Annotated in this window: 30 protein-coding genes, 1 tRNA gene and 1 pseudogene; 22 read left to right on the top strand and 10 right to left on the bottom strand. The window is 65.1% G+C overall.

Going from position 1 to position 25992, the window contains the following annotated elements; all coding sequences use genetic code 11:
* Positions 1-41: 41 nt before the first annotated feature.
* The 14 genes from pyrG (at position 42) to ACRVY7_RS14030 (ending at position 11489) form a co-directional block, all read left to right on the top strand.
* The gene (gene pyrG / locus ACRVY7_RS14095; protein ID WP_431817488.1) at positions 42-1796 is read left to right on the top strand and encodes a CTP synthase; all 1755 of its coding nucleotides are present in this window, start codon (positions 42-44) and stop codon (positions 1794-1796) included.
* Positions 1793-2446 carry an NUDIX domain-containing protein gene (locus ACRVY7_RS14090; RefSeq protein ID WP_431817487.1) on the top strand — a complete coding sequence of 218 codons (654 nt, stop codon included), beginning with the start codon at positions 1793-1795 and terminating at the stop codon, positions 2444-2446. Before pyrG ends, ACRVY7_RS14090 begins: the two co-directional genes overlap by 4 nt.
* Positions 2443-3372, top strand: coding sequence for a site-specific tyrosine recombinase XerD (gene xerD, locus ACRVY7_RS14085; RefSeq protein WP_049700740.1), 930 nt, complete (start codon positions 2443-2445; stop codon positions 3370-3372). Before ACRVY7_RS14090 ends, xerD begins: the two co-directional genes overlap by 4 nt.
* A 102-nt stretch (positions 3373-3474) precedes the next feature.
* Positions 3475-4422, top strand: coding sequence for a ParA family protein (locus ACRVY7_RS14080; RefSeq protein WP_049700768.1), 948 nt, complete (start codon positions 3475-3477; stop codon positions 4420-4422).
* Entirely contained in the window at positions 4419-5342 is a 924-nt protein-coding gene (locus ACRVY7_RS14075) for a segregation and condensation protein A (protein ID WP_431817486.1), read from the top strand. Before ACRVY7_RS14080 ends, ACRVY7_RS14075 begins: the two co-directional genes overlap by 4 nt.
* Positions 5339-6112 (top strand): SMC-Scp complex subunit ScpB, encoded by a 774-nt coding sequence (gene scpB, locus ACRVY7_RS14070; protein WP_431817485.1) that lies wholly within the window; start codon positions 5339-5341, stop codon positions 6110-6112. Before ACRVY7_RS14075 ends, scpB begins: the two co-directional genes overlap by 4 nt.
* 3 nt (positions 6113-6115) lie before the next feature.
* Positions 6116-7186: a pseudouridine synthase gene (locus ACRVY7_RS14065; protein ID WP_431817484.1), complete on the top strand. Its 1071-nt coding sequence runs from the start codon at positions 6116-6118 to the stop codon at positions 7184-7186.
* Positions 7183-7881 (top strand): (d)CMP kinase, encoded by a 699-nt coding sequence (cmk, locus tag ACRVY7_RS14060; RefSeq protein WP_431817483.1) that lies wholly within the window; start codon positions 7183-7185, stop codon positions 7879-7881. The genes ACRVY7_RS14065 and cmk overlap by 4 nt, the downstream gene beginning before the upstream one ends.
* Positions 7878-9326, top strand: coding sequence for a ribosome biogenesis GTPase Der (gene der / locus ACRVY7_RS14055; RefSeq protein ID WP_431817482.1), 1449 nt, complete (start codon positions 7878-7880; stop codon positions 9324-9326). Before cmk ends, der begins: the two co-directional genes overlap by 4 nt.
* A gap of 48 nt (positions 9327-9374) precedes the next feature.
* Positions 9375-9641 (top strand): GlsB/YeaQ/YmgE family stress response membrane protein, encoded by a 267-nt coding sequence (locus ACRVY7_RS14050; RefSeq protein ID WP_049700735.1) that lies wholly within the window; start codon positions 9375-9377, stop codon positions 9639-9641.
* An 87-nt stretch (positions 9642-9728) separates the two neighbouring features.
* Positions 9729-9802: transfer RNA gene (locus tag ACRVY7_RS14045), tRNA-Pro, on the top strand.
* A gap of 248 nt (positions 9803-10050) precedes the next feature.
* Entirely contained in the window at positions 10051-10437 is a 387-nt protein-coding gene (locus ACRVY7_RS14040) for an ArsR/SmtB family transcription factor (protein ID WP_431817481.1), read from the top strand.
* On the top strand, positions 10437-10916 hold the full coding sequence (locus ACRVY7_RS14035) for an SRPBCC family protein (RefSeq protein WP_431817480.1): 480 nt from the start codon (positions 10437-10439) through the stop codon (positions 10914-10916). The genes ACRVY7_RS14040 and ACRVY7_RS14035 overlap by 1 nt, the downstream gene beginning before the upstream one ends.
* 12 nt (positions 10917-10928) lie before the next feature.
* Positions 10929-11489, top strand: a complete 561-nt coding sequence (locus tag ACRVY7_RS14030; RefSeq protein ID WP_431817479.1) for a dihydrofolate reductase family protein — start codon at positions 10929-10931, stop codon at positions 11487-11489.
* A 128-nt stretch (positions 11490-11617) separates the two neighbouring features.
* On the opposite strand, the gene ACRVY7_RS14025 is transcribed toward ACRVY7_RS14030, so the two are convergent.
* Complete coding sequence (locus ACRVY7_RS14025; RefSeq protein WP_431817478.1) at positions 11618-12304, bottom strand: DUF899 domain-containing protein; 687 nt, start codon at positions 12302-12304, stop codon at positions 11618-11620.
* Positions 12305-12495: 191 nt separating this feature from the next.
* Positions 12496-14160 (bottom strand): ABC-F family ATP-binding cassette domain-containing protein, encoded by a 1665-nt coding sequence (locus ACRVY7_RS14020; RefSeq protein WP_431817477.1) that lies wholly within the window; start codon positions 14158-14160, stop codon positions 12496-12498.
* 77 nt (positions 14161-14237) lie between these two features.
* Here ACRVY7_RS14020 and ACRVY7_RS14015 point away from each other — a divergent pair, with 77 nt between their 5' ends.
* The 4 genes from ACRVY7_RS14015 (at position 14238) to ACRVY7_RS14000 (ending at position 16579) form a co-directional block, all read left to right on the top strand.
* Positions 14238-14633 (top strand): tautomerase family protein, encoded by a 396-nt coding sequence (locus tag ACRVY7_RS14015; RefSeq protein ID WP_049700718.1) that lies wholly within the window; start codon positions 14238-14240, stop codon positions 14631-14633.
* Between the two features lie 79 nt (positions 14634-14712).
* Positions 14713-15294 (top strand): dihydrofolate reductase family protein, encoded by a 582-nt coding sequence (locus ACRVY7_RS14010; protein WP_431817476.1) that lies wholly within the window; start codon positions 14713-14715, stop codon positions 15292-15294.
* A gap of 47 nt (positions 15295-15341) precedes the next feature.
* The gene (locus ACRVY7_RS14005) at positions 15342-15689 is read left to right on the top strand and encodes a VOC family protein (protein WP_431817475.1); all 348 of its coding nucleotides are present in this window, start codon (positions 15342-15344) and stop codon (positions 15687-15689) included.
* Positions 15686-16579, top strand: coding sequence for an exodeoxyribonuclease III (locus ACRVY7_RS14000; RefSeq protein ID WP_431817474.1), 894 nt, complete (start codon positions 15686-15688; stop codon positions 16577-16579). The genes ACRVY7_RS14005 and ACRVY7_RS14000 overlap by 4 nt, the downstream gene beginning before the upstream one ends.
* Here the strand turns inward: ACRVY7_RS14000 and ACRVY7_RS13995 are convergent.
* The gene (locus ACRVY7_RS13995) at positions 16544-16759 is read right to left on the bottom strand and encodes a hypothetical protein (protein WP_431817473.1); all 216 of its coding nucleotides are present in this window, start codon (positions 16757-16759) and stop codon (positions 16544-16546) included. The genes ACRVY7_RS14000 and ACRVY7_RS13995 overlap by 36 nt on opposite strands.
* Here ACRVY7_RS13995 and ACRVY7_RS13990 point away from each other — a divergent pair.
* Both ACRVY7_RS13990 and ACRVY7_RS13985 read left to right on the top strand, forming a co-directional pair.
* A pseudogene (locus ACRVY7_RS13990) lies at positions 16749-16922 on the top strand (ATP-binding protein); the annotation flags it as partial. The gene ACRVY7_RS13995 and the pseudogene ACRVY7_RS13990 overlap by 11 nt on opposite strands.
* A 50-nt stretch (positions 16923-16972) precedes the next feature.
* Entirely contained in the window at positions 16973-17581 is a 609-nt protein-coding gene (locus tag ACRVY7_RS13985) for an MSMEG_1061 family FMN-dependent PPOX-type flavoprotein (protein ID WP_431817472.1), read from the top strand.
* Here the strand turns inward: ACRVY7_RS13985 and ACRVY7_RS13980 are convergent.
* From ACRVY7_RS13980 to ACRVY7_RS13970, 3 genes are all read right to left on the bottom strand, one after another.
* Positions 17575-18393 carry a DUF1684 domain-containing protein gene (locus ACRVY7_RS13980; protein ID WP_431817471.1) on the bottom strand — a complete coding sequence of 273 codons (819 nt, stop codon included), beginning with the start codon at positions 18391-18393 and terminating at the stop codon, positions 17575-17577. The two genes, ACRVY7_RS13985 and ACRVY7_RS13980, sit on opposite strands and share 7 nt — an antisense overlap.
* A gap of 137 nt (positions 18394-18530) precedes the next feature.
* A complete protein-coding gene (thiD, locus tag ACRVY7_RS13975) occupies positions 18531-19343 on the bottom strand; it encodes a bifunctional hydroxymethylpyrimidine kinase/phosphomethylpyrimidine kinase (protein WP_431817470.1) in 813 nt (270 codons plus the stop codon).
* 140 nt (positions 19344-19483) lie between these two features.
* Positions 19484-20857 carry an NADP-dependent succinic semialdehyde dehydrogenase gene (locus ACRVY7_RS13970; RefSeq protein WP_431817469.1) on the bottom strand — a complete coding sequence of 458 codons (1374 nt, stop codon included), beginning with the start codon at positions 20855-20857 and terminating at the stop codon, positions 19484-19486.
* A 104-nt stretch (positions 20858-20961) separates the two neighbouring features.
* Here ACRVY7_RS13970 and ACRVY7_RS13965 point away from each other — a divergent pair, with 104 nt between their 5' ends.
* Positions 20962-21384 carry a nitroreductase family deazaflavin-dependent oxidoreductase gene (locus ACRVY7_RS13965; RefSeq protein ID WP_049700763.1) on the top strand — a complete coding sequence of 141 codons (423 nt, stop codon included), beginning with the start codon at positions 20962-20964 and terminating at the stop codon, positions 21382-21384.
* A gap of 80 nt (positions 21385-21464) precedes the next feature.
* Entirely contained in the window at positions 21465-21962 is a 498-nt protein-coding gene (locus ACRVY7_RS13960) for a flavin reductase family protein (protein WP_431817468.1), read from the top strand.
* Here ACRVY7_RS13960 and ACRVY7_RS13955 read toward each other — a convergent pair whose 3' ends face one another.
* From ACRVY7_RS13955 to ACRVY7_RS13940, 4 genes are all read right to left on the bottom strand, one after another.
* The gene (locus tag ACRVY7_RS13955; RefSeq protein ID WP_431817467.1) at positions 21963-22199 is read right to left on the bottom strand and encodes a hypothetical protein; all 237 of its coding nucleotides are present in this window, start codon (positions 22197-22199) and stop codon (positions 21963-21965) included. It lies immediately after the preceding gene.
* A 99-nt stretch (positions 22200-22298) separates the two neighbouring features.
* Positions 22299-23153, bottom strand: coding sequence for a sigma-70 family RNA polymerase sigma factor (locus tag ACRVY7_RS13950; RefSeq protein WP_431817466.1), 855 nt, complete (start codon positions 23151-23153; stop codon positions 22299-22301).
* A gap of 143 nt (positions 23154-23296) precedes the next feature.
* A complete protein-coding gene (locus ACRVY7_RS13945) occupies positions 23297-24373 on the bottom strand; it encodes a threonine aldolase family protein (protein WP_431817465.1) in 1077 nt (358 codons plus the stop codon).
* Between the two features lie 89 nt (positions 24374-24462).
* The gene (locus ACRVY7_RS13940; RefSeq protein WP_431817464.1) at positions 24463-25989 is read right to left on the bottom strand and encodes a pyridoxal phosphate-dependent decarboxylase family protein; all 1527 of its coding nucleotides are present in this window, start codon (positions 25987-25989) and stop codon (positions 24463-24465) included.
* Positions 25990-25992: the final 3 nt, after the last annotated feature.

Raw genomic sequence — 25992 nt, 5'->3', positions numbered from 1 at the left:
CAGGTTTTCCGGCCTGATCCAGCCGACGGGAGAGACGGGTTTTGCGACCACTTCGCCACGTGCATGAAGGCACGAAGCACATATTCGTTACGGGCGGCGTCGCATCGTCGCTCGGAAAAGGTCTGACGGCGTCGAGCCTCGGCCAACTACTCACAGCGCGCGGTCTGCGCGTGACCATGCAGAAACTGGATCCGTATCTGAACGTCGATCCAGGCACGATGAATCCCTTCCAGCACGGTGAGGTCTTCGTCACCGAGGATGGCGCCGAAACCGACCTCGACGTCGGGCATTACGAGCGCTTCCTCGACCGCAATCTCTCGCAGTCGGCGAATGTCACCACCGGACAGGTGTATTCGACAGTCATCGCCAAGGAGCGACGCGGCGAGTACCTCGGCGAGACCGTCCAGGTCATCCCGCACATCACCGACGAGCTGAAATCGCGAGTGCTCGCGATGCGTGCGCCCGGCGACGACGGTGAGCCGCCAGACGTGGTCATCACCGAGATCGGTGGAACCGTCGGCGACATCGAGTCGCTCCCGTTCATCGAAGCCGCCCGCCAGATCCGTCACGACGTCGGCCGCGACAACGTCTTCTTCATCCACGTCTCGCTGGTGCCCTATCTCGCGCCGTCGGGCGAGCTGAAGACCAAGCCGACCCAGCACTCGGTCGCCGCGCTGCGCAACGTCGGAATCCAGCCCGACGCGCTGATCCTGCGGTGCGATCGCGACGTGCCCGAGGGGCTCAAGAAGAAGATCGCGCTGATGTGCGACGTCGACATCGACGGCGTCATCTCCACGCCCGACGCCCCGTCGATCTACGACATCCCCAAGGTGCTGCACTCCGAGCAACTCGACGCCTATGTCGTGCGCAAGCTCGGGCTGCCGTTCCGCGATGTCGACTGGACCGTGTGGGGCGAACTGCTCAACCGTGTGCACGAGCCGCGTGAGACGGTCCGAATCGCGTTGGTGGGCAAGTACGTCGACCTGCCCGACGCGTATCTGTCGGTGACCGAGGCGATCCGCGCAGGTGGCTTCGCGTGGCGCGCCAAGACCGAGATCAAGTGGGTTCCGTCCGACGAATGCGCCACCGAGGCGGGTGCGCAGGCAGCGCTCGGAGACGTCGACGGCGTGTTGGTTCCCGGTGGCTTCGGCATCCGGGGGATCGAGGGCAAGCTCGGAGCGATCCGGTACGCGCGGCGTCGAGGCATTCCGTTGCTAGGACTGTGCCTCGGCCTGCAGTGCATCGTGATCGAGGCCGCACGCTCGGTGGGCCTCGAGGACGCGAGCTCGACGGAGTTCGATCCGGACACCCCGTTCCCCGTCATCTCGACCATGGCCGATCAAACCGAGATCGTCGCCGGAGAAGCCGACCTCGGCGGCACGATGCGGCTCGGTGCCTACCCGGCAACCCTCAAGCCAGACAGCATCGTGGCGGAGTCGTACGGCTCGACAGAGGTGTCCGAGCGACACCGGCACCGCTTCGAGGTCAACAACTCCTACCGCGACAAGATCGCCGCGTCGGGTCTCGTGTTCTCGGGGACGTCGCCGGACGGTCACCTCGTCGAATTCGTCGAGTACCCGAAGTCGATTCATCCGTTCCTGGTGGGCACCCAGGCGCACCCCGAACTCAAGAGCCGGCCGACGCGCCCCCATCCGTTGTTCCGTTCGTTCATTGATGCCTCGCTGAAATACAAAGCAGCAGAACGACTTCCGGTGGATCTGGGCGACTACGATCCGCCGCCCGCGGCTGCGGTCGAGGACGGCGCCACCGTCGAGGTCGAGGAACAGGACGCTTGAGCGAGAGCACCGGAGCCGGCGCACACGACTTCGCGGTGAAGTCGAGCGAAGTGGTCTACGACGGAGCGATTCTCGCGCTTCGCCTCGACCAGGTCGAGATGCCTGGCGGTCGGGTCGCCGAACGCGAAGTCGTCGAGCATTTCGGTGCCGTGGCCGTCGTCGCGCGTGATGAGGACGGCAGGATTGCGATGGTGCGTCAGTATCGGCATCCTGTCGGTCGCAGGTTGTTGGAGATTCCCGCGGGGCTGCTCGACAAGGGCGGGGTAGAGCCGCCGCTCGCCGCGGCGCAGCGTGAACTCGCGGAGGAAACCGATCTGCGGGCGCTACACTGGCAGGTTCTGGTCGACCTCGACCTCTCGCCCGGGTTCACCGACGAAGCGTTGCGTGTCTACCTGGCCGAAGAACTGTCGGAGCACCATGTGGCCGAACGCGAGGACGAAGAGGCCGATATGTCGTTGGAGTGGGTCGCGCTCGACGACGCTGTGTCGATGGTGCTGTCCGGTGACATCGTGAACGCGACCGCGGTGTCGGGGATTCTCGCGCTCTCTGCCGCGGATCGCACCGACACGCAGCTGCGAACGCCGGATTCGCCATGGCGTGATAAGCCCCACGCCTTCGCCGATCGCAAGGCGGGTCGGGCATCGACGTGACCGCCGGGACGCGTGTCGACGACGTGGTGTCGAGGTATCTCGACCACCTCACCGTCGAACGCGGCATGGCGCCCAACACGCTTGCGTCCTACGGCCGCGACCTCGACCGCTACCGGCGCTATCTCTCCGGGCGGGGGATCGTCGACCTCGCGGAGGTCACCGAGAACGACGTACGCGAGTTCCTCGTCGATCTGCGACGCGGCGACGAGCAGGCCGGGACAACACCCCTCGCCGACAGCTCGGTAGCGCGAACGCTGGTGGCCACCAGGGGTTTTCACAAGTTCGCCGCCGCTGAAGGTGTCGTACCCGCCGACGTGGCGCACGGGGTGCGGCCACCGCGTCCGGCGCGACGCCTTCCCAAGGCGTTACCCGTCGACGACGTCGTCGCGATCCTGGAAGCAGCGGGGGCGGGCGACCATCCGCGTGCCCTGCGTGACCGCGCGCTCCTCGAACTGCTCTATAGCTGTGGAGCACGCATCACCGAGGCGACGTCGCTCGACGTCGACGACCTCGACACCGATGCGCGCACCGCCCTACTTCGCGGCAAGGGCGGAAAGGAGCGACTCGTGCCCGTCGGCGGACCCGCCGTGGGCGCTATCGAGGCGTATCTGGTGCGTGGCAGGCCCGCTCTGGTGACACGCTCGACGCCCGCGCTGTTTCTGAACGCGCGCGGCGGCAGGCTCACCCGACAGGGCGCGTGGCAGGTGCTCGCCGACACCGCGGAGCGCGCAGGAATCGGTACGGCCGTCTCACCGCACACCCTGCGGCACTCATTCGCGACTCACCTCCTCGATGGCGGAGCCGACGTGCGAGTGGTCCAGGAGTTGCTCGGGCACGCCTCTGTGACGACGACGCAGGTCTACACCCTCGTCACGGTCAACACGATGCGTGAGGTCTACGCCACTGCCCATCCGAGAGCGCGCTGAGCGTCGTGGAAGGCCCGTGCGGCGATGCTCCACGGCTTCGGTGCAGTGAACCATTAGGCTGACAAGCGGCGTCGATACGTGATCAGTGAGAAAGGCGGGTACGTGAGCACACCGAGTACACCGCGGTCGGGAGGTCATGCCGACGATCAGTACCGACTTCATGTGATGTCCGGCATCGACATCGACGAGGGCGATCATCCCGACGACGAGATCGGCCCGACCGGGCGTCCCTACCGCGACGTTCCGACGCCTGCGCCGCTCGACCGACACGGACCCGCGACCGTCATTGCCGTGTGCAATCAGAAGGGCGGCGTGGGTAAGACGACGTCGACGATCAACCTGGGTGCCGCGCTCGCCGAGTACGGGCGACGCGTACTGCTGGTCGACCTCGATCCGCAGGGTGCGTTGTCTGCGGGCCTCGGCGTGCCGCATCACAAACTCGACGAGACCGTCTACAACCTGCTGGTCCCACCGCACGCCTCCATCGAGGATGTGCTGATGCGTACGCGCGTAGAGAACCTCGACCTCTTGCCGTCGAACATCGATCTCTCTGCCGCCGAGATCCAACTCGTCAGCGAGGTCGGACGCGAACAGGCCCTCGGCAGGGCGTTGCACCCCGTCCTCGACCGCTACGACGTCGTGCTGATCGACTGCCAGCCGTCGCTCGGATTGCTCACCGTCAACGCCCTTGCCTGCGCCGACACCGTGATCATCCCGATGGAATGCGAGTACTTCAGTCTGCGCGGTCTGGCGCTGCTCACCGACACGATCGAGAAGGTGCGCGACCGGCTCAACTTCCGCCTCACCCTTGGCGGCATCCTCGTCACGATGTTCGACGCCAGGACCCTGCACTCCCGTGAGGTGATGGCTCGCGTCGTCGAGGTCTTCGGCGACGCCGTGTACGACACCGTCATCGCGCGTACCGTGCGTTTCCCGGAAACCAGCGTCGCAGGTGAACCGATCACGTCGTGGGCGCCGAAGTCCGCGGGCGCCAAGGCGTATCGCGCGTTGGCTCGCGAGGTCATCGCGCGCAACGTCAAGCAGGCATGACCGAGACCGGCACCGCTGAGGCCGACGCCGCTGAGACTGCCAACTCGGAGGCTGGCACCGCCGACGTCGAGGCCCCAGAGGTAGGAACACCGGAGGCGGGCACCACAGAGGTGGGGGCGACGGAGTCCGAGGAGCAGGGCTTTCGGGTCAAGCTCGCCAACTTCGAGGGTCCGTTCGATCTGCTGCTGAATCTGATCAGCCAGCACCGTCTCGACGTCACACAGGTCGCGCTGCACGCGGTGACCGACGAGTTCATCGCGTACACGCGGGAGATGGGTTCCGAGCTCGGGCTCGAGCAGACCACCGAATTCCTGGTCGTCGCGGCAACCCTGCTCGATCTCAAAGCGGCAAGGTTGTTGCCGACCGGAGAGGTCGACGACCCGGAGGATCTCGCGCTGCTCGAAGCACGTGACCTGCTCTTCGCCCGACTGCTGCAATATCGCGCGTACAAGCAGGTGGCCGCGCTCTTCGGCGAACTCGAAGCCGCGGCACTGCAGCGGTATCCGCGTGCGGTGTCGTTGGAGCAGCAGTTCACCGATCTGCTGCCCGAGGTGACACTCGGCGTCGACGCGAACGGGTTCGCCGAGGTTGCCGTCGCGGCGTTGACCCCGCGACCTATCCCGACGGTCGGTCTCGATCACCTTCATGACATGCACAAGGTGTCGGTGCCCGGGCAGGCTCGACGCATGGCCGCGCTGCTGGCTGCCAAGCCGGGCGAGTGGCTGACCTTCCGCGCGCTCGTCGCCGACTGTGAGAACGGACTCGAGGTTGTCGGCAGCTTCCTCGGACTGCTCGAACTCTTCCGTGAGCGTGCGGTCACTTTCGAACAGCCGGAGGCACTCGAAGAACTCCAGGTGTCGTGGACAGGCGAGCGCGACCGCGACGAACTACGCATGGAGAAAGCAGAGGACTACGAATGACCGACATCGACGAGAATTCAGGCGGCCCCGACGCCGACTCGTCCGAGAGCGTTGCACCCGAGCAGACGGCACTCGACGTCGGCGACGTGGTCGTCGACGAAGAGCCCGAACCAGTTCTCGACGACGCGCGCCTGCGTGCGGCGCTCGAAGCCGTGCTGCTCGTCGTCGACACCCCGGTGACCGCCGACGAACTCGCCTCGGCGGTCGGCGACAACCGCGCGCGCGTGCATTCGGCGCTCACCCAGATGGCGGCTGAGCTGACCGAAGCGCGCAGCGGCATCGACCTCCGATTCGCCGGTGATGGTTGGCGGTTCTACACGCGAGCCGAGTACGCGCCCTACGTCGAGCGTCTCCTCCTCGACGGGGCGCGCTCGAAACTGACCCGAGCCGCCTTGGAGACGCTCGGAGTCATCGCGTATCGACAGCCCGTGAGCAGGGCGCGAGTCAGCGCGATCCGAGGGGTGAACGTCGACGGCGTCGTCCGCACGCTCGTCGCCCGCGGACTCATCAACGAGGTCGGGTCCGATACCGCGTCGGGTGCCACGACCTACGGGACAACCGAGTTGTTCCTCGAGCGTCTCGGGCTCGCGTCGCTGAGTGAACTACCCGATCTGGCGCCGCTGCTGCCCGACGTCGACCTCATTGACGACCTCGACGAAGAGCTCCTGTCTGACCCGCGATTCGCCAAACTGAGTAGTGGGCGGTCAGACTCAAAGGGAGACGACACACCCGACACCTCGTCGGGAACCACAATCGACGACCAGGAATGACATATGGCATCCGCTAGCCGTGACGGCACACCGGGCGACCGCAGGAAGAACAATGCGGGTCGCACCAACCGAAAGAACAGCTCCAATGACAACCCCCGCGGGCAGCGCTCCGCAGGTGGGGCAGCCGGGCGCGGCGCGTCGGGCAAGTCCGCGAGCGGTCGCAGCATCCCCGCGGGCGGCAAGGGGCATGGGTATAAGGGCCAGCAGCCCAGCACCAAGAAGCGGCATCGCAAAGGCCGCTCAACGCCCGACGTCGAGGCAGGGCGCATCAGGCTGAACAACGCGCGACCAGCACGCCACCAGGGCGGCTCCGACGAGAGTGGCCACGCAACCTACGTCGACGACGGCGTCCGACTTCAGAAGGTCCTCGCACAGGCAGGCGTTGCATCGCGACGCGGCGCGGAGGAGATGATCGCCGCCGGTCGCGTCGAGGTCGACGGCGAGGTCGTGACCGAGCAGGGGCTGCGCATCGACCCGGACACCGCGGTCATCCGCGTCGACGGTGCCCGCGTCATCATCGACGAGACCAAGCAGTACCTCGCGCTGAACAAGCCCAAGGGCTGGCAGTCGACGATGGCCGACGACCAGGGCCGCCCCTGCGTCGGCGACATCGTGGCCGAACGCGTCATGGCGGGTCAGCGCCTCTTCCACGTCGGCCGGCTCGACGCCGAGACCGAGGGCTTGTTGCTGCTGACCAACGACGGCGAACTCGCGCATCGGCTGATGCACCCCTCGTACGAGGTGCCGAAGACCTACCTCGCGACGGTCAAGGGCGAGGTCCCTCGTGGGCTCTCGCGCACGCTGCGCGACGGCGTCGAACTCGACGACGGTCCGGTGTCCGTCGACGGATTCACGGTGATGGACGTCAACGAGGGACAGTCGCTGGTGCGGATCACTCTGCACGAGGGCCGTAATCGGATCGTGCGTCGACTCATGGAATCCGTCGGGTTCCCGGTGACGTCGCTGGTGCGTACCCACATCGGCAACGTGGCACTCGGCGAGCAGCGTCCGGGAACCCTGCGAGTGCTCGGACGCGACGAGGTCGGTGCGCTGTACAAGGCGGTGGGGATGTGAGCGAGTCCGTCACGTCCTCGCGTGTGATCGCGATCGACGGACCCGCGGGGACCGGAAAGTCCACTGTCTCAAAGCTTCTCGCGCAGCGGGTCGGTGCGCACTACCTCGACACCGGGGCCATGTACCGTGCTGCGACGTTGGCTGTACAGCGGGCAGGTGTCTCGCCGGATGCTCCCGACTCGATCGCCGCGGTCGTCGACGACGCGCGTATCGAACTGCGTGCAGACGGATCGGGTGGATCACGGGTGTTCCTCGACGGTGAGGACGTGTCGGCGCCCATTCGCACCGATGAGGTGACCAACGCGGTCTCAGCGGTCTCAGCGGTGCCCGCTGTGCGGTCGAAGATGGTTGCGCTGCAACGGATTCACGCCGTCAACGATTTCGTCGTCGTCGAGGGCCGAGACATCGGGACCGTCGTCTTTCCCGACGCGCAGGTCAAGATCTATCTCACCGCGACGCCCGAAGCGCGAGCACTACGACGACATCGGCAGAACCTTTCCGCCGGTCGTGACAGCGATTTCGAACAGGTTCTCGAGAGTGTGAACCGCCGTGATCATCTCGACTCGACGCGCACCGTATCGCCACTGCGACCCGCAGACGACGCGGTCATCGTCGACACCAGCGACCTGTCACTCGAGCAGGTTCTCGACGAACTCGCCGGACTGGTCCAGACACGAACCGGAGGTGCCGTGTGACCGAGCACGATGACTTCATCACTACCGACGTAACAGCCCAACCAGGCGACGGTATCTGGTCGGACGAAACAGACTGGGAGCTGAGCGACTTCGACCTCGGCGAGGAGGGCGGCGAACCCGAACGACTCCCCGTCGTCGCGATCGTCGGCCGTCCCAACGTGGGCAAGTCGACGTTGGTCAACCGCATCCTCGGCCGCCGTGAGGCCGTCGTCGAAGACATCCCCGGCGTCACCCGCGACCGCGTGTCGTACTCGGCGTCGTGGTCGGGGCACCGCTTTACCGTCGTCGATACGGGGGGATGGGAACCCGACGCCAAGGGCCTGCAGCAGGCCGTCGCGAAACAGGCCGAATCGGCGATGGAGACCGCAGACGTCATCGTGGTCGTCGTCGACGCCACGGTCGGCGCCACAGCGACCGACGAGGCCGTTGCCCGCGTGCTTCGACGGTCGAAAACCCCGGTCATTCTCGTCGCCAACAAGGTCGACAGCGAGAAGCTCGAGGCCGAGGCTGCGTCGCTGTGGTCGCTGGGACTCGGTGAGCCGCATACGGTTTCTGCTGCGCACGGCAGGGGAGCGGGAGATCTCCTCGACGTGATCCTGGAGAAGATGCCCGAGACCCCGCGGGATGCGGCGCCTGCGTTCGGCGGCCCCCGTCGCGTGGCGCTCGTCGGTAAGCCCAACGTCGGGAAGAGCTCGCTGCTCAACAAGCTCGCGGGTTCCGACCGTTCGGTCGTCGACAACGTCGCGGGCACCACCGTCGACCCCGTCGACGAACTCGTCGAACTCGACGGACGGCCCTGGCTGTTCGTCGACACCGCGGGCTTGCGCCGCAAGGTGCACACCGCCAGCGGGCACGAGTACTACGCGTCGCTGCGCACGAGGTCGGCGCTTGAGGCCGCTGAGGTCGCGATCCTGCTGATCGACGCGTCGGAGCCGATCACCGAGCAGGACCTACGCGTGCTGTCGCTGATCATCGAGACCGGCCGTGCCTTGGTGATCGCGTTCAACAAGTGGGATCTGGTCGACGAGGATCGTCGCTACCAGCTCGACAAGGAGATCGACCGCGAGCTCGCGCGCGTGCCGTGGGCACGGCGTGTGAACATCTCGGCGATGACCGGACGCGCGGTCCAGAAGTTGGTGCCTGCCCTCGAAGGTGCGCTGGAGTCGTGGGACAAGCGCATCTCCACCGGCCAGCTCAACAACTGGCTCAAAGACGTCATCGCGTCGAACCCGCCTCCTCTTCGCGGAGGGCGGCAGCCGCGCGTGATGTTCGCGACCCAGGCATCGGTACGACCACCGACGTTCGTGCTGTTCACGACCGGATTCCTGGAGGCGGGCTACCGCCGCTTCCTGGAGCGTCGACTCCGCGAGGAATTCAACTTCGACGGCTCGCCCGTCCGGATCAACGTGCGCGTGCGCGACAAGCGAGACCGCCGCAAGCGTTGACCGCCCCGGACAGCGAGTCCCGCCCGAAGTCGTGACATACTCCCATGCGTGCTTATCTTGGCGATCATCGTATTCGGGATGGTTATCGGCGCCCTCGCGCAGCTGATCATCGGTGGCAAGAACATGTGGAACATCGACTGGACCTTGGCCATTGTCGCGGGCCTGGTCGGCTCGTTCGTCGGCGGACTGTTGATCAGCTTGCTCTCGGGTGACGGACTGTCGTTGCGTCCGAGTGGAATCATCGGATCGTTGGTCGGCGCACTCATCGTGACCGGTGGCTGGATCTGGTACCGGAAGCGCTCCACGGTCTCCTAGCAGAACCGTCGGCGCGGCCGTGACCAGGCGATTAGCCTCGAACGGCCGCCGTCGGCTAATGTTGTCGAGGCCCTCGCGAGAGGGCAACGGGCTGTGGCGCAGTTTGGTAGCGCACTTGACTGGGGGTCAAGTGGTCGCAGGTTCAAATCCTGTCAGCCCGACGTAAAACCCAGGTGAGAGAGTTTCTCGCCTGGGTTTTTTGTATTCAGACGTGGACCCCTCTGGTCCCCGGTCCGGTCGAGCCCCGCACTCGTCGGTGCGCATCGTCCTACTCCGCTGCCGCAAGAGCTGACGGCCCGGTCAGTGCGCGTACCCAGCCTGCATTTGAGGTCAGTCTTTCGACCTGCGCTGGACGAACTCGCTCCAATATTGGATACTTAACAAAGTCGTTAAATGAACAGAGGTGGATATGGCTGGGACGGATCAACTCAGCGTCGTGTTCTCGGCGCTGGCAGACCCGACTCGGCGTGCGATTCTCGCTGAGTTGGCGAAGCGCGACGCCACAGTCACTGAACTGACTGCACCGCTGCCCATGTCTATGCCGGCTGTTTCCCGACACCTGAAGGTGCTTGAACAAGCCGCACTCATATCGCGTACACGTTCGGGGAAGTTGCGAGCTAGCCACCTAGAAGCCGAGCCGCTTCGCGAAGCTGCCGATTGGATCGCTCGATACAAAGAGTTCTGGGACTCGTCTCTTACCCGGCTCGATGCCCATCTTGCAGCCATTCAGGAGGCGACTCCCACGCGCCTCTCGTACCAAGAGGTCACTGACACCTCTGGTGAGGAGGAACTCTGATGCATACCGAAAATCCGCAGATCGACATCACCCATGTGCTCGCGGCGCCTCGGGATCTTGCCTTTCGGGTTTTCACGGATCCGATGCATTTCGCGGCCTGGTGGGGCCCGGTCGGCAACACTTTGCCCGCAAGTGAGATCGAGTTCGATATCCGATCAGGCGGTTATCAGCAATGGACGGAGGTATCCGCCGCCGATCCACACATCCGCGTCCGGGTGCGCGTCGATTTGACCGACGTGGTGGAGGGCGAACTCATCGACGGTCTGATGTATGTCGGTGGTCAGCTTCCGGGAGGGATTGAGCCATTCCAGACCAGGATTCGGTACGAGTTTTCCGACGAGAACGGTGGACGGACTCGGCTCACGATCCGCCAATGGCTCCCTCCAGAGCAACGGGGCAATGCTCGGCAAGGCTGGAGCGAGGCATTGACCAAATTGGACGCCGAGCTACTCGCGGCCAGACCCCATCATCCGAGATAGGAGAACAGTGAAGTGGCCAAGCTGATCTACGCCAACAACATGTCGCTTGACGGGTACGTGGAAGACGAAAGTGGCAAGTTCGATTGGTTCCCCATCGACGATGAAGTTTTTGCGGCGCACACCGACCTTCTTCGCTCCGCGGGCACCTTCCTCTACGGCCGGCGCCTCTACGAAGCGATGTCTGTTTGGGAGACCGACCCCGCCTTTGCAGAACAATCGGACCTCATGGCCGAGTTCGTAAAAGTATGGAAGGCGGCGAGCAAAGTTGTGTACTCGTCCACCTTGACCGACGTGGCAACCCTAGACACGAGAATCGAGCGCCAGTTCGATGCCGCATCGATACGCGAAATGAAGGCGGCGGCCACGAGCAATCTCACCGTCGGCGGCGCACAGGTAGCCTCGGCGGCGTTCAACGCAGGGCTGGTCGACGAGTGCGAACTCTTCGTTCTCCCCATTGTTGTCGGCGGCGGTAAGCCAGCTCTGTCGCGTGGCGTTCGAGCCGAGCTCGAACTGCTCGATGAGCACCGTTTCAGAAACGGTGTAGTTCGCCTTCGGTATCGCGTCCTGACCTGAGCCACCGCCGGGACTAATGGCCAGTCGAGTTCCGGTTGCCCAGAAGCGCGGATTCCGCGCGTGTGGGCAACCGCAACGACACCGCAAGGGAGCGGTGCGCTTGGGAGGTCCCGCCCTCGGCAGGTGCGCTAGTCGTTCTCGTACCGGTCGCTCAGGCGCATCCACGAGTACGTCGGTTCTTGCGGGACGCCGGGTGGCGAGTTCTCCCAGTCCTCTTGGCGACCGAACGGCGTGAGGTCGAGAAGGTCGAACACGAGCATGAATGTCTCTTCCCCTCGACCGAACGTCGACCACGTGTGAAATACACGGTCGCCCCGGCGAACGAAGACGCTGATCGCCTGGCGCTCCTCGCCGTCGACGGTCGCGCCGAAGTCGGTGTTGAATGCGTCGCCGACGGTCGAGTACCACGGCAGCTGCCAGCCCATGCGATCCCTGAAGGCACTCAGCCGATCCAGTGGTGCACGGGAGGTCAGGACGAACGACGTCCGTCGAGCGTGGAGGTGGGAGAGCGGACCAATATGGTCGGCCATCATCGAACAGCCGTCACAGCCTTCCTCCCAGTCAGGACCAAACATGAAGTGCTGCACGATGAGTTGAGGCCGTTCGTCGAACAGGTCAAGCAGTGTCACGCGGCCATTCGGGCCTTCGAAGGCATAGTCCGAGCGCACTTCGACCATCGGCATGCGGCGTCGTGCCGCGCTGACGGCGTCCTTCATGCGGGTGAGCGCCTTCTCCTGCTGCAGCAGAACACTCCTGGCGTCGTCCCAGGTAGCGCGGTCGACGATGGGGGGCCAGTCGGGTTCGCTGCTCGTCATCGGCGCACCTCTTCCGTGCGATCACTACCGCGCTGTAACCGTGCCTCGAGCGATGCGTGCATTTTGCGTCCACCCTTCACCGTGATGTCCACCATTCAGCACCACCGGACGTCGCATTGTTCCCATTTGGGTAGATTGTCGGGAAGCCTGCCGCCAAACCGGCGCGCAACCTATCGCGGTCGCCGCCCGGATCACTCGACCGTCACGTGCCCGCCGTCGACGTGCCATCGGGTATCGATGCGCACCTTCTCGAGCATCCGACGGTCGTGGGTGACCAGTAGCAGCGCGCCGTCGAACGACTCGAGTGCCGCTTCGAGCTGTTCGATCGCGGGCAAGTCGAGATGGTTGGTCGGTTCGTCGAGCACGAGCACGTTGACTCCGCGCGCCTGAAGCAGTGCCAATGCCGCGCGGGTGCGCTCGCCGGGTGACAGGTCGCCGACGGCGCGGTCGACGTGGTCGGCGCGGAGGCCGAACTTGGCCAGCAGTGTTCGCACTTGTTCGGTCGAGTAGTCGGGGACGAGTTGCTCGAACCGGTCGGCCAGCGGTTGTGAACCGGTGAATTGTCCACGCGCCTGGTCGATTTGGCCGATCGCCACACTCGCGCCGAGACTTGCCGTGCCCTCGTCGGGCGTCACGGACCCGGTGAGTAGGTGCAGGAGCGTCGACTTGCCGGCTCCGTTCGGTCCGGTGATGCCGATGCGCTCGCCGGCGTTGACCTGGAGCGACACCGGACCGAGGGTGAAGTCTCCCTGTCGTACAACGGCGTTGGCGGCGGTGGCGACGACCGAGCTTGATCGCGGCGCCGATCCGATGGTGAATTCCAGCACCCACTCTTTGCGGGGCTCGGCGACTTCGTCGAGCCGAGCGATGCGACTCTCCATCTGCCGCACCTTCTGCGCCTGCTTCTCGCTGGACTCGCTGGCTGCGCGGCGTCGAATCTTGTCGTTGTCGGGAGCCTTGCGCATGGCGTTGCGCACGCCCTGACTCGACCACTCTCGTTGAGTGCGCGCCCGAGCCACGAGGTCGGCCTTCTTCTCGGCGAACTCCTCGTACTCCTCGCGGCGGTGGCGCCGCGCGACCTCTCGCTCCTCCAGAAAGCTCTCGTAGCCGCCGTTGTAGACGGTGTTGGTGTGCTGGGCGAGGTCGAGTTCGATCACGCGAGTCACGCAGCGCGCCATGAACTCTCGGTCGTGGCTCACCAGCACAACGCCACCGCGCATGCCGCTGACGACTTCTTCGAGTCGCGCGAGGCCATCGAGATCGAGGTCGTTCGTGGGTTCGTCGAGGAGCACGACGTCGAAACGTGAACACAGCAGTGCGGCCAAGCCCACGCGAGCGGCCTGGCCTCCCGACAGTCCGGTCATGAGTGCGTCTTCGGGAGGAGTGTCGCCGGTTCGAAGGCCGACGTCGGCGAGTACGGCCGGCAGTCGCTCGTCGAGATCGGCGGCGCCGGTTGCCAGCCAGTGGTCGAGTGCAGCCGAATACACATCGGCCGGATCCTCTGCGCCAGACGCCGGCGTATCGTCGGCCAGTGCAGCCGCTGCTAGCTCCATGGCCTCGCTGGCCGCGGCGCATCCTGTTCGTCGAGCGACGTACTGTGCGACAGTCTCACCGGGCACGCGCTCGTGCTCCTGCGGCAGCCATCCGACGAAAGCGTCTGCCGGCGCACGGCTGACAGTGCCTTCGAGCGGAGCGAGGCTGCCCGACAGGACCGCCAGCAGCGTCGACTTGCCCGCACCGTTGGCGCCGACGACTCCGACGACGTCGCCCGGCGCGACTGTCAGATCGAGGTGATCGAACAGCACACGATGGGCGTAGCCGCCGGCGATGTCCTTGGCGACGAGTGATGCGGTCATTGCTACATCGTCGCACTCACATCGTTGCGGCATGTTCGCCGAGCCCATCCGTGGTGGGCAGAAGGTATCGTTTCTTGATGCCAAGCACCCAGGTCGAAGTTCGTCGGACGTACGCCCCCGAGACCGAAGCGGCGATTCTGGACGCGGTTCACGAATCCTTGGTCGCAGCGTTCGCGATCCCCGTCGAAGACAAACACGTGAGACTTGTTGTGCACGAGCCTCATCGCTTCGCGGTACCTCCGACGCTGTCCTCGCCGGAGGCGTACACCCTTGTCGTCGTCGACTGCTTTGCCGGCCGGAGCGTCGACGCCAAACGTGCTCTCTACCGAGAGGTTTCACGACGACTGGGCGTGCTCGGCATTCCGGCTGATCACATCACCGTCATCGTTCGCGACATCGAGACCACAAATTGGGGTATTCGAGGCGGACAGGCCGCCTGTGATGTGGACTTGGGTTTCGATGTCAACGTGTGAGTGAAGCGCACGCCGCCTCACGACGACGCGCGCGTGAGCAGGCGCCGTCGATCGACGTCCGTTCTGCGAGAATCAACCGATGCGCAGACTCGTCTACTACGTGGCAACGACGCTCGACGGATTCATCGCAGGACCCGACGGTGGCGACCCTTCCGGCGCCGACTTCTTCCCGATCACCGACGACGTTGTGCAGTTCATCGTCGAGAACTATCCCGAGACGCTACCGGGGCCTGCGCGCGAAGCACTCGGAATCGACGGTGCAGGAACAGTTTTCGACACCGTCGTCGAGGGGCGTGCATCGTATGAGCTCGGTCTTGCCGAGAGTATCGACGACGTGTATCCGCATCTTCGCCACCTGGTGTTCTCCACGACGCTTCCCGAGAACAACTCTGGTGCGGTGGAGATCGTGCGAGACGAACCCGCCCAGATAGTGCGCGAACTCAAACGCGAAGAGGGACTCGACATTTGGCTCGTCGGCGGCGGAACGCTGGCACATGCGTTGCTTCCCGAGATCGACAGACTGGTGCTCAAAGTGAACCCGTCGATCATCGGCAGTGGGGTGCCGCTGTTCAACGGGCCGTTCGCGCCGACCCTGTTCACCTCGGTCGACGAGACCCATCTGCCCGGCGGCGTACGGGTCCTCACCTACGACCGCCATTGACTGCAGCCCGCGCCGTCGGACCAGACCGTCGGTGAGAGAGTGGGAGCATGCACGTTGATCGAGTGGTCCCCAATCTCACCGTCTCGGATCTCCACCAGGCCGTTGCCGAGCATTCTGCGATTCTCGGCTTGCGCGTCCTCATGGATCACGGGTGGATCGTGACTCTGGGAGACGACGACGGGCACCAGCTCAGCATCATGACCGCCGACGCATCCGCGCCGGTCAACCCCGACGTCTCGATCTTCGTCGACGACGTCCGAGAAGCGCTCGCCCGGGCTCGTGACGCAGGAGTGGAGATCGTGCACCCACTGACCGACGAACCGTGGGGCGTCACACGATTCTTCTACCGGGCGTCCGACGGTCGAGTGATCAACGTCGGCACTCACACGCGATGAACGACGCCGGGTCCACGTCCGACGACCGGCCTGACCCGTTCACCGTGGTGTCGTTCAACGTCAACGGGATTCGAGCAGCGCGACGTCGGGGATTCGACGGGTGGTTGGCAGAACGAAATCCCGACGTCGTGGCGCTTCAGGAACTGCGCTCTCCGGCAACGGAAGTCGGCAGTTTTCCCGGCTACTCGGTCGCGCTCGACGTCGGATCGATCGCCGGTCGCAACGGCGTGGCGATTCTGACCAAGACACCACCGACCGGAGTGCGGACCTGGCTGACCGATCCGCCGAAAGCACGCGGCCTCAACGAGTTCGCCACGCATGGAAGGTATATCGAGGTCGACCTCGCCGACCGACCTGTCACCGTCGGGTGCCTCTACCTACCGAAGGGTGGACTGCCCGCGCATCGTCAACGAGCAGGAGCCATGCGCGACGCACCCGACGGTGGAGCGAAGTACGAACGCAAGCAGCGATTCCTGAGCGCTTTTGGCCGCGAGCTGAACCGAAATCGCCTGTCGGCCCACCGTGACGGTCGGGAGTTTCTGCTCGTCGGGGATCTCAACATCGCTCACACCGAATACGACGTGACCAACTGGCGTGCGGCCCGGTCGATGGACGGCTTTCTGCCCGAAGACCGCGCCTGGTTCGACGCGGTCCTCGGGTCGCGTCGACTCGTTGACGTGGTCCGGCAGGTCTACGGCGACCGACCCGGACCGCTGACCTGGTGGAGCTGGGCGGGGGAGTCGTTCGCCAAGGACGTTGGCTGGCGCGTCGACCACCAGCTCGCCACGCCAGGTCTGGCTCGCCGTGCGGTGTCGGTGACAGTGGACAAAGAACCGTCACCGGCGCAGCGATTATCAGACCACGCGCCGCTCGTGGTGACCTATCGGTAGCGACGACGTGTGATGCGGGTTGACGGCCGCCAGCGTGGTGCGCAGGTTTATTCGTGACGCCGACGACGCGAATGCCGCGACGGCTACAGAGAGCGCAAGCATGACCGGGTATTGCGTGACGAGCTGATCCGCCGACCAGTAGTTGCAGAGCTGAAACGCTGACAGCAGCCGCGCGGACACCGCGCGCACATCTGACCGCGATGACTCCGCGACGACTGGCGCAGGTCTGGGCCTCGCGATCGTGCGAGGCATCGTCGAAGCGCACGGTGGCACGATTCGGGCGCAGCGCACGGCCGCCGGCTTTCAACTGGACATGGAGCTGCCGACCGCCGCAGCCGGGTGACCGCGTATCGAGTTGACTGGGCATCGAGTCGACTGGGCATCATGGAGGGTATGCAGATCACCACGCAGGCACAGTTGCGGGAGATCGTCGGACATCCGGCAGAGATCATCGCGAACAAGGCCATGTCGCAGCTGCTGTCGGCGCACATCGACTGGCTCGCTGCGACACCGATGATCTTCCTGGCCACATCCGACGCGTCGGGGCGTGTCGATGTGTCACCCAAGGGCGACCCTGCGGGCAAGGTGGTGCACGTCATCGACGAACGCACCATCGCGATCCCGGAGCGCCCCGGCAATCGGCGGGTGGACGGTTACGAAAACCTTCTCAGCAATCCGCACATCGGCGCGATCGCGGTGATTCCTGGGCGCGGCGATACCTTGCGGGTCAACGGATCGGCACGCATCGTCGACGACGGTCCGTACTTCGATCAGCTCGCGGTCCGCGGCAGGCGACCCATCCTCGCCGTCGAAGTCGACATCGAGGAGGTGTTTTTCCACTGCTCCAAAGCGTTTATGCGATCCGAACTCTGGAAGCCCGAGACGTGGGAACCCACCAGAGTGCCGAGCACCGCGAAGCTCGCCAAACAGGTGATGGCGGGCCTCGACGACATTCCGGACGAAGAGTTCGGCGACGAAGCGTACCGACCGTGGCTTTACTGAGCCGAGCGCTCGTACGGCGTCTTCTCGCCGGCGGTGACCTCGACATCGAGGTGGTTGCCCGCGGGCGGTAGCGGGCACGTGGCGAAGTCGATGAACGCGCACGGCAGATTGGTCGCGCGATTGAAGTCGAGCACCACACGTCCGCCGTTGCGCAGAACCTCGTCGGCAGCCTCGACGGCCAGGCTTCGATTCGCCGCGTACGTGGTGATTCCCGAGGTGGCGTCTGTGAACAGGACGCTCAGCCCGCCCTGCTTGCCGTTGAAGGCGATGAGTCGACGCTGCTGCCCGTCGTGGTCAAAGACCAGGTCACCGGGGGAGACGTACACGTGGGCCAAGCCCTCCGCGACTGCGCCGACGGTGACCGGCCGCGGCTGTTCGTATGGCTCGAACCGCGCTTCGACGACCCACGCGAGATCGGCGTCATACGCCGGCACGCCACGAAAATTGCGCACCGTGGGCGCGTTCTCGTCGTGCACGCGGATCAGATAGCCGTCGCCGCGACGTGCGACCTCGATGTGCACGTCGTCGATGTCCACAACCTCGCCCGGGCCGGTCGGTTCGAGGTCGAAATCGCGGGCGTCGAAAGACTCGCCGTCGCCTGGTCGAAGGTGGGCGGTCGGGCCGTCGAACCACCAGGTTCCCGGCAGTCCCTCGAAACGCGACGGTTCGGTGTCGAGCCATTCGAGGCGGTTGATCGACAGCCATCCAAGCGGAGCAGCGAGGTCACGCTCGCGAATGGTGTGCCACTGCTGCCATTCGTCGGCGAAGTCGCCGTCGGCTGGTGTCGTCGAGGTGGACAGTGCTCCGGTCATTCGATGCTCCCTGAGTCGTCGCGTATGTGACTCTTTCTGCAACGTCGACGACGTCGCACCCATGGCCATTCGCGTCCGCTGGGCGCAACCCTTGACGTCGAGCCAGATCGCCCTGACTCACGGTGAAAGTGTGCAGCTCAGCCCTCGAGCGCGTCCACGAAAGCGCCCTGCCACACGGTGTCGAACGGCGTGTGCGCCGACACGCGGCCGTTGATTCCCGCTGTGGTGAACTCCTTGGCGAACGCGACAGCGTCTCCGACCTCGGCGCCCTTTGCCAACTCGGCGGTTATGGCGGCAGCGAGCGTGCAGCCCGCCCCGGAGACACGCTCCGACCCGACTTTCGGCGCAGCCAGCACGGTCACGTCTGTGCCGTCGAACAGCACGTCGACGGCGTCGTCGCCGGGAAGTTCGACGCCGCCCTTCGCGATGACGTACTTCGGCCCGAGATCGGCGATCCGGCGCGCGGCCTCAGCGAGATCCTCGACGCTGGTGATCTCGTCCATCCCGGAGAGGATCTGCGCCTCGAAGAGATTCGGGGTGACAACTGTCGCGAGCGGAATGATCTTCTCGCGCAACGCGGTATCGGTGTCGAGGGCAGCTCCAGGCTCCTGCCCCTTGCAGATGAGGACGGGATCGACCACGACGTGACGCCACTCCCGAGCGGCGAGGGCATCGGCGACGACGTCGATGGTCGCAGGCGTACCGAGCATGCCCACCTTCACCACGTCGAGATCGTGGGTGGCGGTGGCCGCTTCGATCTGGTCCGCGATGACCTGCGGTTCGACAGGGACGAACCGGTGTGCCCAGCCGTTCTTCGGATCGAACGAGACGATGCAGGTGATGGTGCCGACTCCGTAGACACCCAGCTCCTGGAAAGTCTTCAGATCGACTTGGATCCCGGCGCCGCCAGTCGCTTCCGAACCGGCGATGACATATGCAAAATCAACCACTCATCAAGCCTACGACTCCGCAACTTGCGGCCTGAAGTCGCCTTTCACGAGGGCGACGATGTCTGCCGCAAGCCGAGGCGGGCGCGCCCGGTGCAGGCGTGTGACCCCTCACCAGACGATCTGACGATCAAGCCGCCTGATCAGGCAATCCAGACCGTCTTGATGTTGCAGAACTCGTGCATGCCGTGGGAGGTCAGTTCGCGGCCGTTGCCCGACCGCTTGATTCCACCGAATCCCAGTTCGGGATACGAGGTGGTCATGCCATTGATGAACACCTGGCCCGATTCGATCCGGTCGATGAATTGATCCTGTTCGGCGGTGTCGGTGGTCCAGGCGTTTCCGCCGAGGCCGAAGGTGGTGTCGTTGGCGATCGCAATCGCCTCGTCGATGTTCTCGACTCGATAAAGCGCTGCGACCGGGCCGAACGCTTCGGCGGAGTAGATCTCCATGTCGTCGGTGATGTCGGCGAGGATCGTCGGTTCGTAGAACCATCCGGGCCGCTCGACCCGGCTGCCCCCGATGAGTACCTTCGCGCCCTTGCCCACCGCGTCGTCGACGAGTTCTTCGAGATCGGTGCGTCCCTGTTCGGTGGCGAGCGGTCCGACGTCGGTGGCCCCGTCGGTGGGATCTCCGATGACGAGCCCGCGAAATCCTTCGGTGAACGCGTCGACGAACTGGTCGTACACATCGGCGTGGACGATGAATCGTTTTGCGGCGATACAGGATTGGCCGTTGTTCTGCACTCGTGCCGTGACGGCGGTCTTCGCTGCGGCCGCGATGTCGGCGCTGGGCATGACGATGTAGGGGTCGCTTCCTCCGAGTTCGAGCACGGTGTGCTTGACCTCGTCACCCGCGATCGCGGCCACCGATCGACCCGCTGGCTCGCTTCCGGTCAACGTCGCTGCGGCGACCCGCGGGTCGCGCAGGATCGACTCGATCATTCCCGAACCGATCAGGAGTGTCTGGAAGCAGCCCTCCGGAAAGCCGGCTCGACGCAGGACGTCTTCGAGATACAACGCGGACTGCGGAACGTTGGAGGCGTGCTTGAGGATGCCGACATTGCCTGCCATCAACGCGGGTGCCGCGAAGCGCACCGCCTGCCAGAGCGGGAAGTTCCACGGCATGATCGCCAGTACGACGCCGAGTGGCTGGTAGCGCATATATGCGCGACTGGCGCCAACGGCCTCGGCGTCGGCGGGTTCGTCGGCAAGCATGGCGGCACCGTGGTCGGCGTAGTAGCGAAAACCCTTCGCGCACTTCAGTGTTTCTGCCTTGGCGGAGGCAACGGTCTTGCCCATCTCCTCGGTCATCATTGCCGCGACACCGTCCGCTTCGGCTTCGAGCAGGTCGGCGGTGGCACGCAGCCAGGTCGCCCGCTGCTCGAACGACGTCGTGCGATAGCTGGCGAATCCACTGACCGCGCGGTCGAGCGCCTCGTCGACTTGCGCTTCTGTCAGGGAATCGAACTCCCGGACAGTTTCTCCGGTCGCCGGATTGATGGTGGCAATGGCCATGTCGCTGGTCCTTCCGCGTCGGGTCCCCTTTCATGCCTACCACTCGTGATCGAAACGTTGCGCCGATGCGGAATCAGCGCGGTACGACGAGTGTTGTGTGAGCCATGAGCGAACAACCGGAATTGAGCCCGAGCGACTGGGTACGCGATCAGACCAAGAAGATTCTCGAGCAGGGGACAACCGACGGCGTGCAGGTCGCCGATCGTCCCGTCGTGCTGTTCACCACGACGGGCGCCAAGTCGGGGAAGAAGCGGTACACACCGTTGATGCGCGTCGAGGAGAACGGCAAGTACGCCATGGTCGCGTCGAAGGGCGGCGCTCCCGAACATCCGGCGTGGTACTTCAACGTCAAGGCGCACCCACAGGTCACAGCCCAGGACGGCGACAAGGTGTACGAACTCACCGCCCGCGAGGTCGAGGGCGACGAGCGTGCGCATTGGTGGGAACTCGCGGTGGCCGCCTTCCCGCCCTACGCCGAGTACCAGACCAAGACCGATCGTCAGATCCCGGTGTTCGTGCTCGAGTGACGATATAGGCAGCTCCCGCGGGGTGATTTGCATCCCATCTCATGGACTTGAAGTGCCCTTGAGGTTTTATTGTCGACGGTATGCAGTCACTGTCTGACGCGGTGGATGCGCGCATTGCCTTCACCACCGCGTTTCGTCTCCACCCCGCGGGGGTTGCCATCGTCGCCGCCGAGACGTCTGAGGGTCTCGCGGGCCTGACGGTGTCGAGTTTGGCGTCGGTGTCGGTCGACCCATTCGCCGTGTCGTTCTCCGTGACCAGTTCGCGGGGGAGTGCCGGCGCGGTCCTCGGCGCAGACACCATCGGCATCAGTCTGCTCGACGCCCGACACGTCGACGTTGCCGACGCCTTTGCACGTCCGGGAGCACCCCGATTCACGACGAACCAGGGCTGGACCAGCTTCGAGTCGGGCGAGCCGATCCTGCGCGATGCACACGCGGCGTTGCGTTGTGTCATCGTCGAGACGATCGCGGTGGGGTCGTCGACCCTCGTCGTGGCCGAAGTGCTCGAGACGCGGCTCGGATCGTCGACACAACCGCCGATCGTCTACCGCGACCGCGCTTTTCACACGCTGACCTGATCAGTCCTCGGGCAGCCCGGCGAACGTCTGCTTGACGCCCTTGTACCAACCCATCGACTGACGAGGGTGGCGCCAGCGACCTTTCATCGCGTCGCGGGCATCCTGATGCGTTGCGTCGCCGGCCTTTTCGGCATCCTTGAGGTGCTGGTCCTGCGCGTTGATGATCTCGTCCGCGGTCGCGCCGTGGTGCGCCAGTCCGCACGGACCTCCGAGCTGCGTGCAGGTCATGGTCTTCATTGGATCTCCTCAGTGACATGGCCGGTTCTTTGTCACGCGGCCGGTTGTGGTGCTGCATAGGGATGACGAATCGGCGGCCTCGAATGTGACCGAACGAGGTCAGGCGCGGTGCTCGTTCTTCTCGCGCCGGACAACGCGGTCGAGAACGTCCTGATCGGCGCGGAACGTGATCCGAGAGACCGTGCCGTCGACCACGTCGAAGTCGAACAGAACCATCGCCGTGCCGCGATGGAACCACGCCGACGCCGGGCGATCGTCGACGAAGACCGCCAGCGCGGCCTTGGCGCTCCCGTTGAAGAAGTCGGCGATGCTGCGTCGGCCGTCGATCTGCGCGGGCGTGCCGGTGGCTATGGCAACCTCGTCGGCTCTGACCTGGGCATCGGGGGCCAGGAGTTCGAGAAGACGCTCGAAGTCGCCTTCGCGGGCCGCTGTCATGAACGCGTCGACGACCTCCCAGTCGGCGAGGGCGTCGTCGGCCGCGGGTTGGCGTACTTTCGCCCTGGCTCTCGAGGCGAGTTTGCGTGCGGCAGTCGGCGTGATCTCGAGTGCTGACGCGATGGTCGCGAATTCGAAACCAAACGTGTCATGCATGACGAACGCGACGCGTTCGGCCGGTGACAGGCGGTCGAGAACCACGGTGAGCGCGATCCCCACTGAATCCGACAGCGCGATCACGTCAGCGGGATCGGGATCTTCGGAGTGCTCGTCGATCGCGGGTTCTGCTGCCTCGGGGATTCGCGCTCGCAGCCGGTCGAGACACAGCCTGCTGGTGACGGTGGTCAGCCATGCCGGCAGATTGTCGATGTCGGTCTCGGTCGAGTTCATTCGCAGCCATGCCTGCTGCACCACATCCTGGGCTTCGGCGTCGTCGCCCAGGATGCGGCCGGCCACGCGGACAAGGCGTGGTCTTTCCGCCTCGAATTCGTGGGCGCGATCAGCCGAGTTCAGAACCATGTCACCACCTCGTTTCCGGTTGGCTTGTCCCAGTCCGTTGTGTTCCGGTCCGCAGTGTCGTGTTGTTGACTCACACCTTGTTGACGAGTGACAGCGCACAGATGTGACAGCGCTCAGATGTGACAGGGCCGCGGCGAGCACGACTACTTCGTCGCGAATCCCCACCGGATGGCGTCGACGAAACGGTCGACGTCGTCGGTGGTCGTGTCCCACGCGGTCATCCAGCGCACCTCGCCGACGCTTCGGTCCCAGTCGTAGAAGTGCACGCGTTCGCGGATGCGGTCGGCGATCTCGACGGGCAGTCGGGCGAAGACGGTGTTGGACTCCGTCTTCTGGGTCAGCGTGAGCCCGGGCAGGGAGCCGTCGTCGATGCCCTTCTCCAGCTCGGCGCGTAACCGCGCCGCCAGAGCGTTGGCGTGCGCGGCGTTTCGGAGACCGAGATCACCGTCGAACAGCGCGAGTAACTGTGCGGAGGTGAACCGCATCTTGCTCGACAGTTGGGTGGTCGACTTTCGGAGGAATCCGACGCCGGGTGCCCGGTCGGGTTCGATGACGACGACCGCCTCGGCGGCCATGGTTCCGTTCTTCGTCCCGCCGAGGCTGACGATGTCGACGCCGGCGTCGGTGAGGAACTCCCGAAACGGTTGTCGCAGAGCGGCGGCGGCGTTCCAGAGCCGCGACCCGTCGACATGTACTGCCATTCCGAATCGGTGTGCCGTCTCACTGAGGTCGGCGATTTCTGCTGCCGTGTACAGGGTTCCGAGTTCGGTCACCTGTGTGATGCTGACGGCCAGGGGCTGTGCGAGTTGCTCGTCGCCCAGCGCGGCCGCCCCTGCCTCGATCTGCGAGGGTGTCAGCTTGCCGTCGTCGGTGCTCATGCCGATCACCTTGATGCCCGAAAGACGCTCGGGCGCAGCACCTTCAGAGGTGTTGATGTGTGCGCTGGAAGGCGCGATGACAGCACCCCAACGCGGGAGAAGCGCCGACAATGCGACGACGTTCGCGCCCGTGCCATTGAAGAGCGGGTAGACCTCGGCACGATCGCCGAAGTGACCACGAACGACGTCGCGCAGGCTGCGCGTGTACTCGTCTGCGCCATACGGAGACTGGTGTCCGCCGTTGGCGGCTGCGAGCGCTGCGAACACGTCGGGATGGATTCCGGCGTAGTTGTCGCTGGCGAAGGAGCGGTGGTTGTCGTCGTGGAGCGAGGAGATGGTCACGCTGTCCACGTTGTCACTGTCGGCGAGCCGACTCAATGTTGTCCCGTCGGCGAGCCGACTCAATGTCGCTGTCGGCGAGCCGACTCAATCTATGGGCTGCAATACGCCGCGAGGAACTCGGCGAGCAGACGGGCGGTGACGGGGCGTGGCAACGATTCGACGGCCGCGATGATCGCGGGCATGTCCAGGTCCGACGCCCCACCATGCCGATGTGGGTCGATCCCGGCGGCAATCAGAACCTCTTCCGCTGCAGCACTGGGCAACGCGAGCGCCTGGTCGAGAGTGACGGCGCCGCTGTCGAATGCTCCGGCCAGTTCACGTAGGGCCTCGGGCGCCAGCCGAGCGGGCGCGCCGCGGACCTCCTCGGCCGCGAGCGAGAGAACCTCGACGAGTTCGTCGACGACCGAATCGGTGACCGGTGTGATCGTCAGGTGTGTGGTGGCAGGCAGGACTGTGCCGTCCGGCTGCGTGAATGCGGGCTGAGCCTGCAATGCGAATCCGCGGGCAGACACCGCAGAGCCCCACAGGTGGGTGTCGACGGGTTCGGACGCCTCGGGGTCGGTGCGTACGGCGAGCACCGGTCCCGACGGCGCGCCGACGACGCGTAGCCCGTCGATTCCGTCGATGGCTGTGACGACGGCATCGAAGGCGTGTCGGATTCGTCCCGTGAGTGCGGCGTACCCGTCGGCACCCAGCGTTCGGCTGACCGCCCATGCCGAGGCGAGTCCCGCAGCGGAGCGGGAGCCGAGCAGCGTCGGATTGACGATCGGGTAGCCGGGCCAGTCGGTGATGGAGAAGAACTGGGCGCGGTGTCGGTCGCGGTCGCGGTGCAGCAGGAGCGACGAGCCCTTTGGCGCGTAGCCGTACTTGTGCAGGTCGGCGGAGAGACTGGTGACGCCGTCGACTCGAAAATCCCAGGGAGGCAGACCATCCCACCACGCCAGTGCGAAACCGCCGAGGCAGGCGTCGACGTGGAAGGCGAGATTGCGCGACCGGGTGATCTCGGCGATCTCGGCAATCGGATCGAGCACTCCCGTCGGGTAGTTGGGTGCCGAGGCCACGACGAGGATCGTGTCGTCTCGAATGGCATCGGCGATGTCGTTGGCGCGCACCGCGGTCGATGCCGTCGGCACGGGTACCCGGATCGCCTCGACACCGAACAATTCGGCTGCCTTGAGGAACGCCGCGTGTGCGGTCGTCGGTAGGACCATCGACGACTGCCCGGGTCCGGCGCCTGCGCGATCGCGGGCAGCCTTCACGGCGAGCAGGCAGCTCTCGGTGCCACCAGAGGTGACCGACCCGACGGCGTCCGGACCATGAAAAGTTGTGCGGCCGAACTCGATCAGATCGCGTTCCATCGCTGCCACGGAACCGAAGACGGTCGGGTCGAGTCCGTTGACCGACTGCACCAGTCGTGCTGCCGACGCCGCGACTTCGTCGAGCACCTCGAGCCCGGAATCGTAGACGTACGACAGCACGCGTCCGCCATGCGTCGGCGCGTCCGTCGACCGATACCCAGCCAGCTCCCGCAGAGCCGCGTCGGCTCGCTCCTTCAGGTCTGGTTCATGAGCTAGTGGTTGTGTCGGGTCGGCTGCGTCGGGGCCGGGAGACGTCATCGA

Origin of the sequence: Gordonia jacobaea (assembly GCF_965344965.1) — a bacterium.
GTDB lineage: Bacteria > Actinomycetota > Actinomycetes > Mycobacteriales > Mycobacteriaceae > Gordonia > Gordonia jacobaea.
This window is presented reverse-complemented; position numbering and strand designations above follow the sequence as displayed.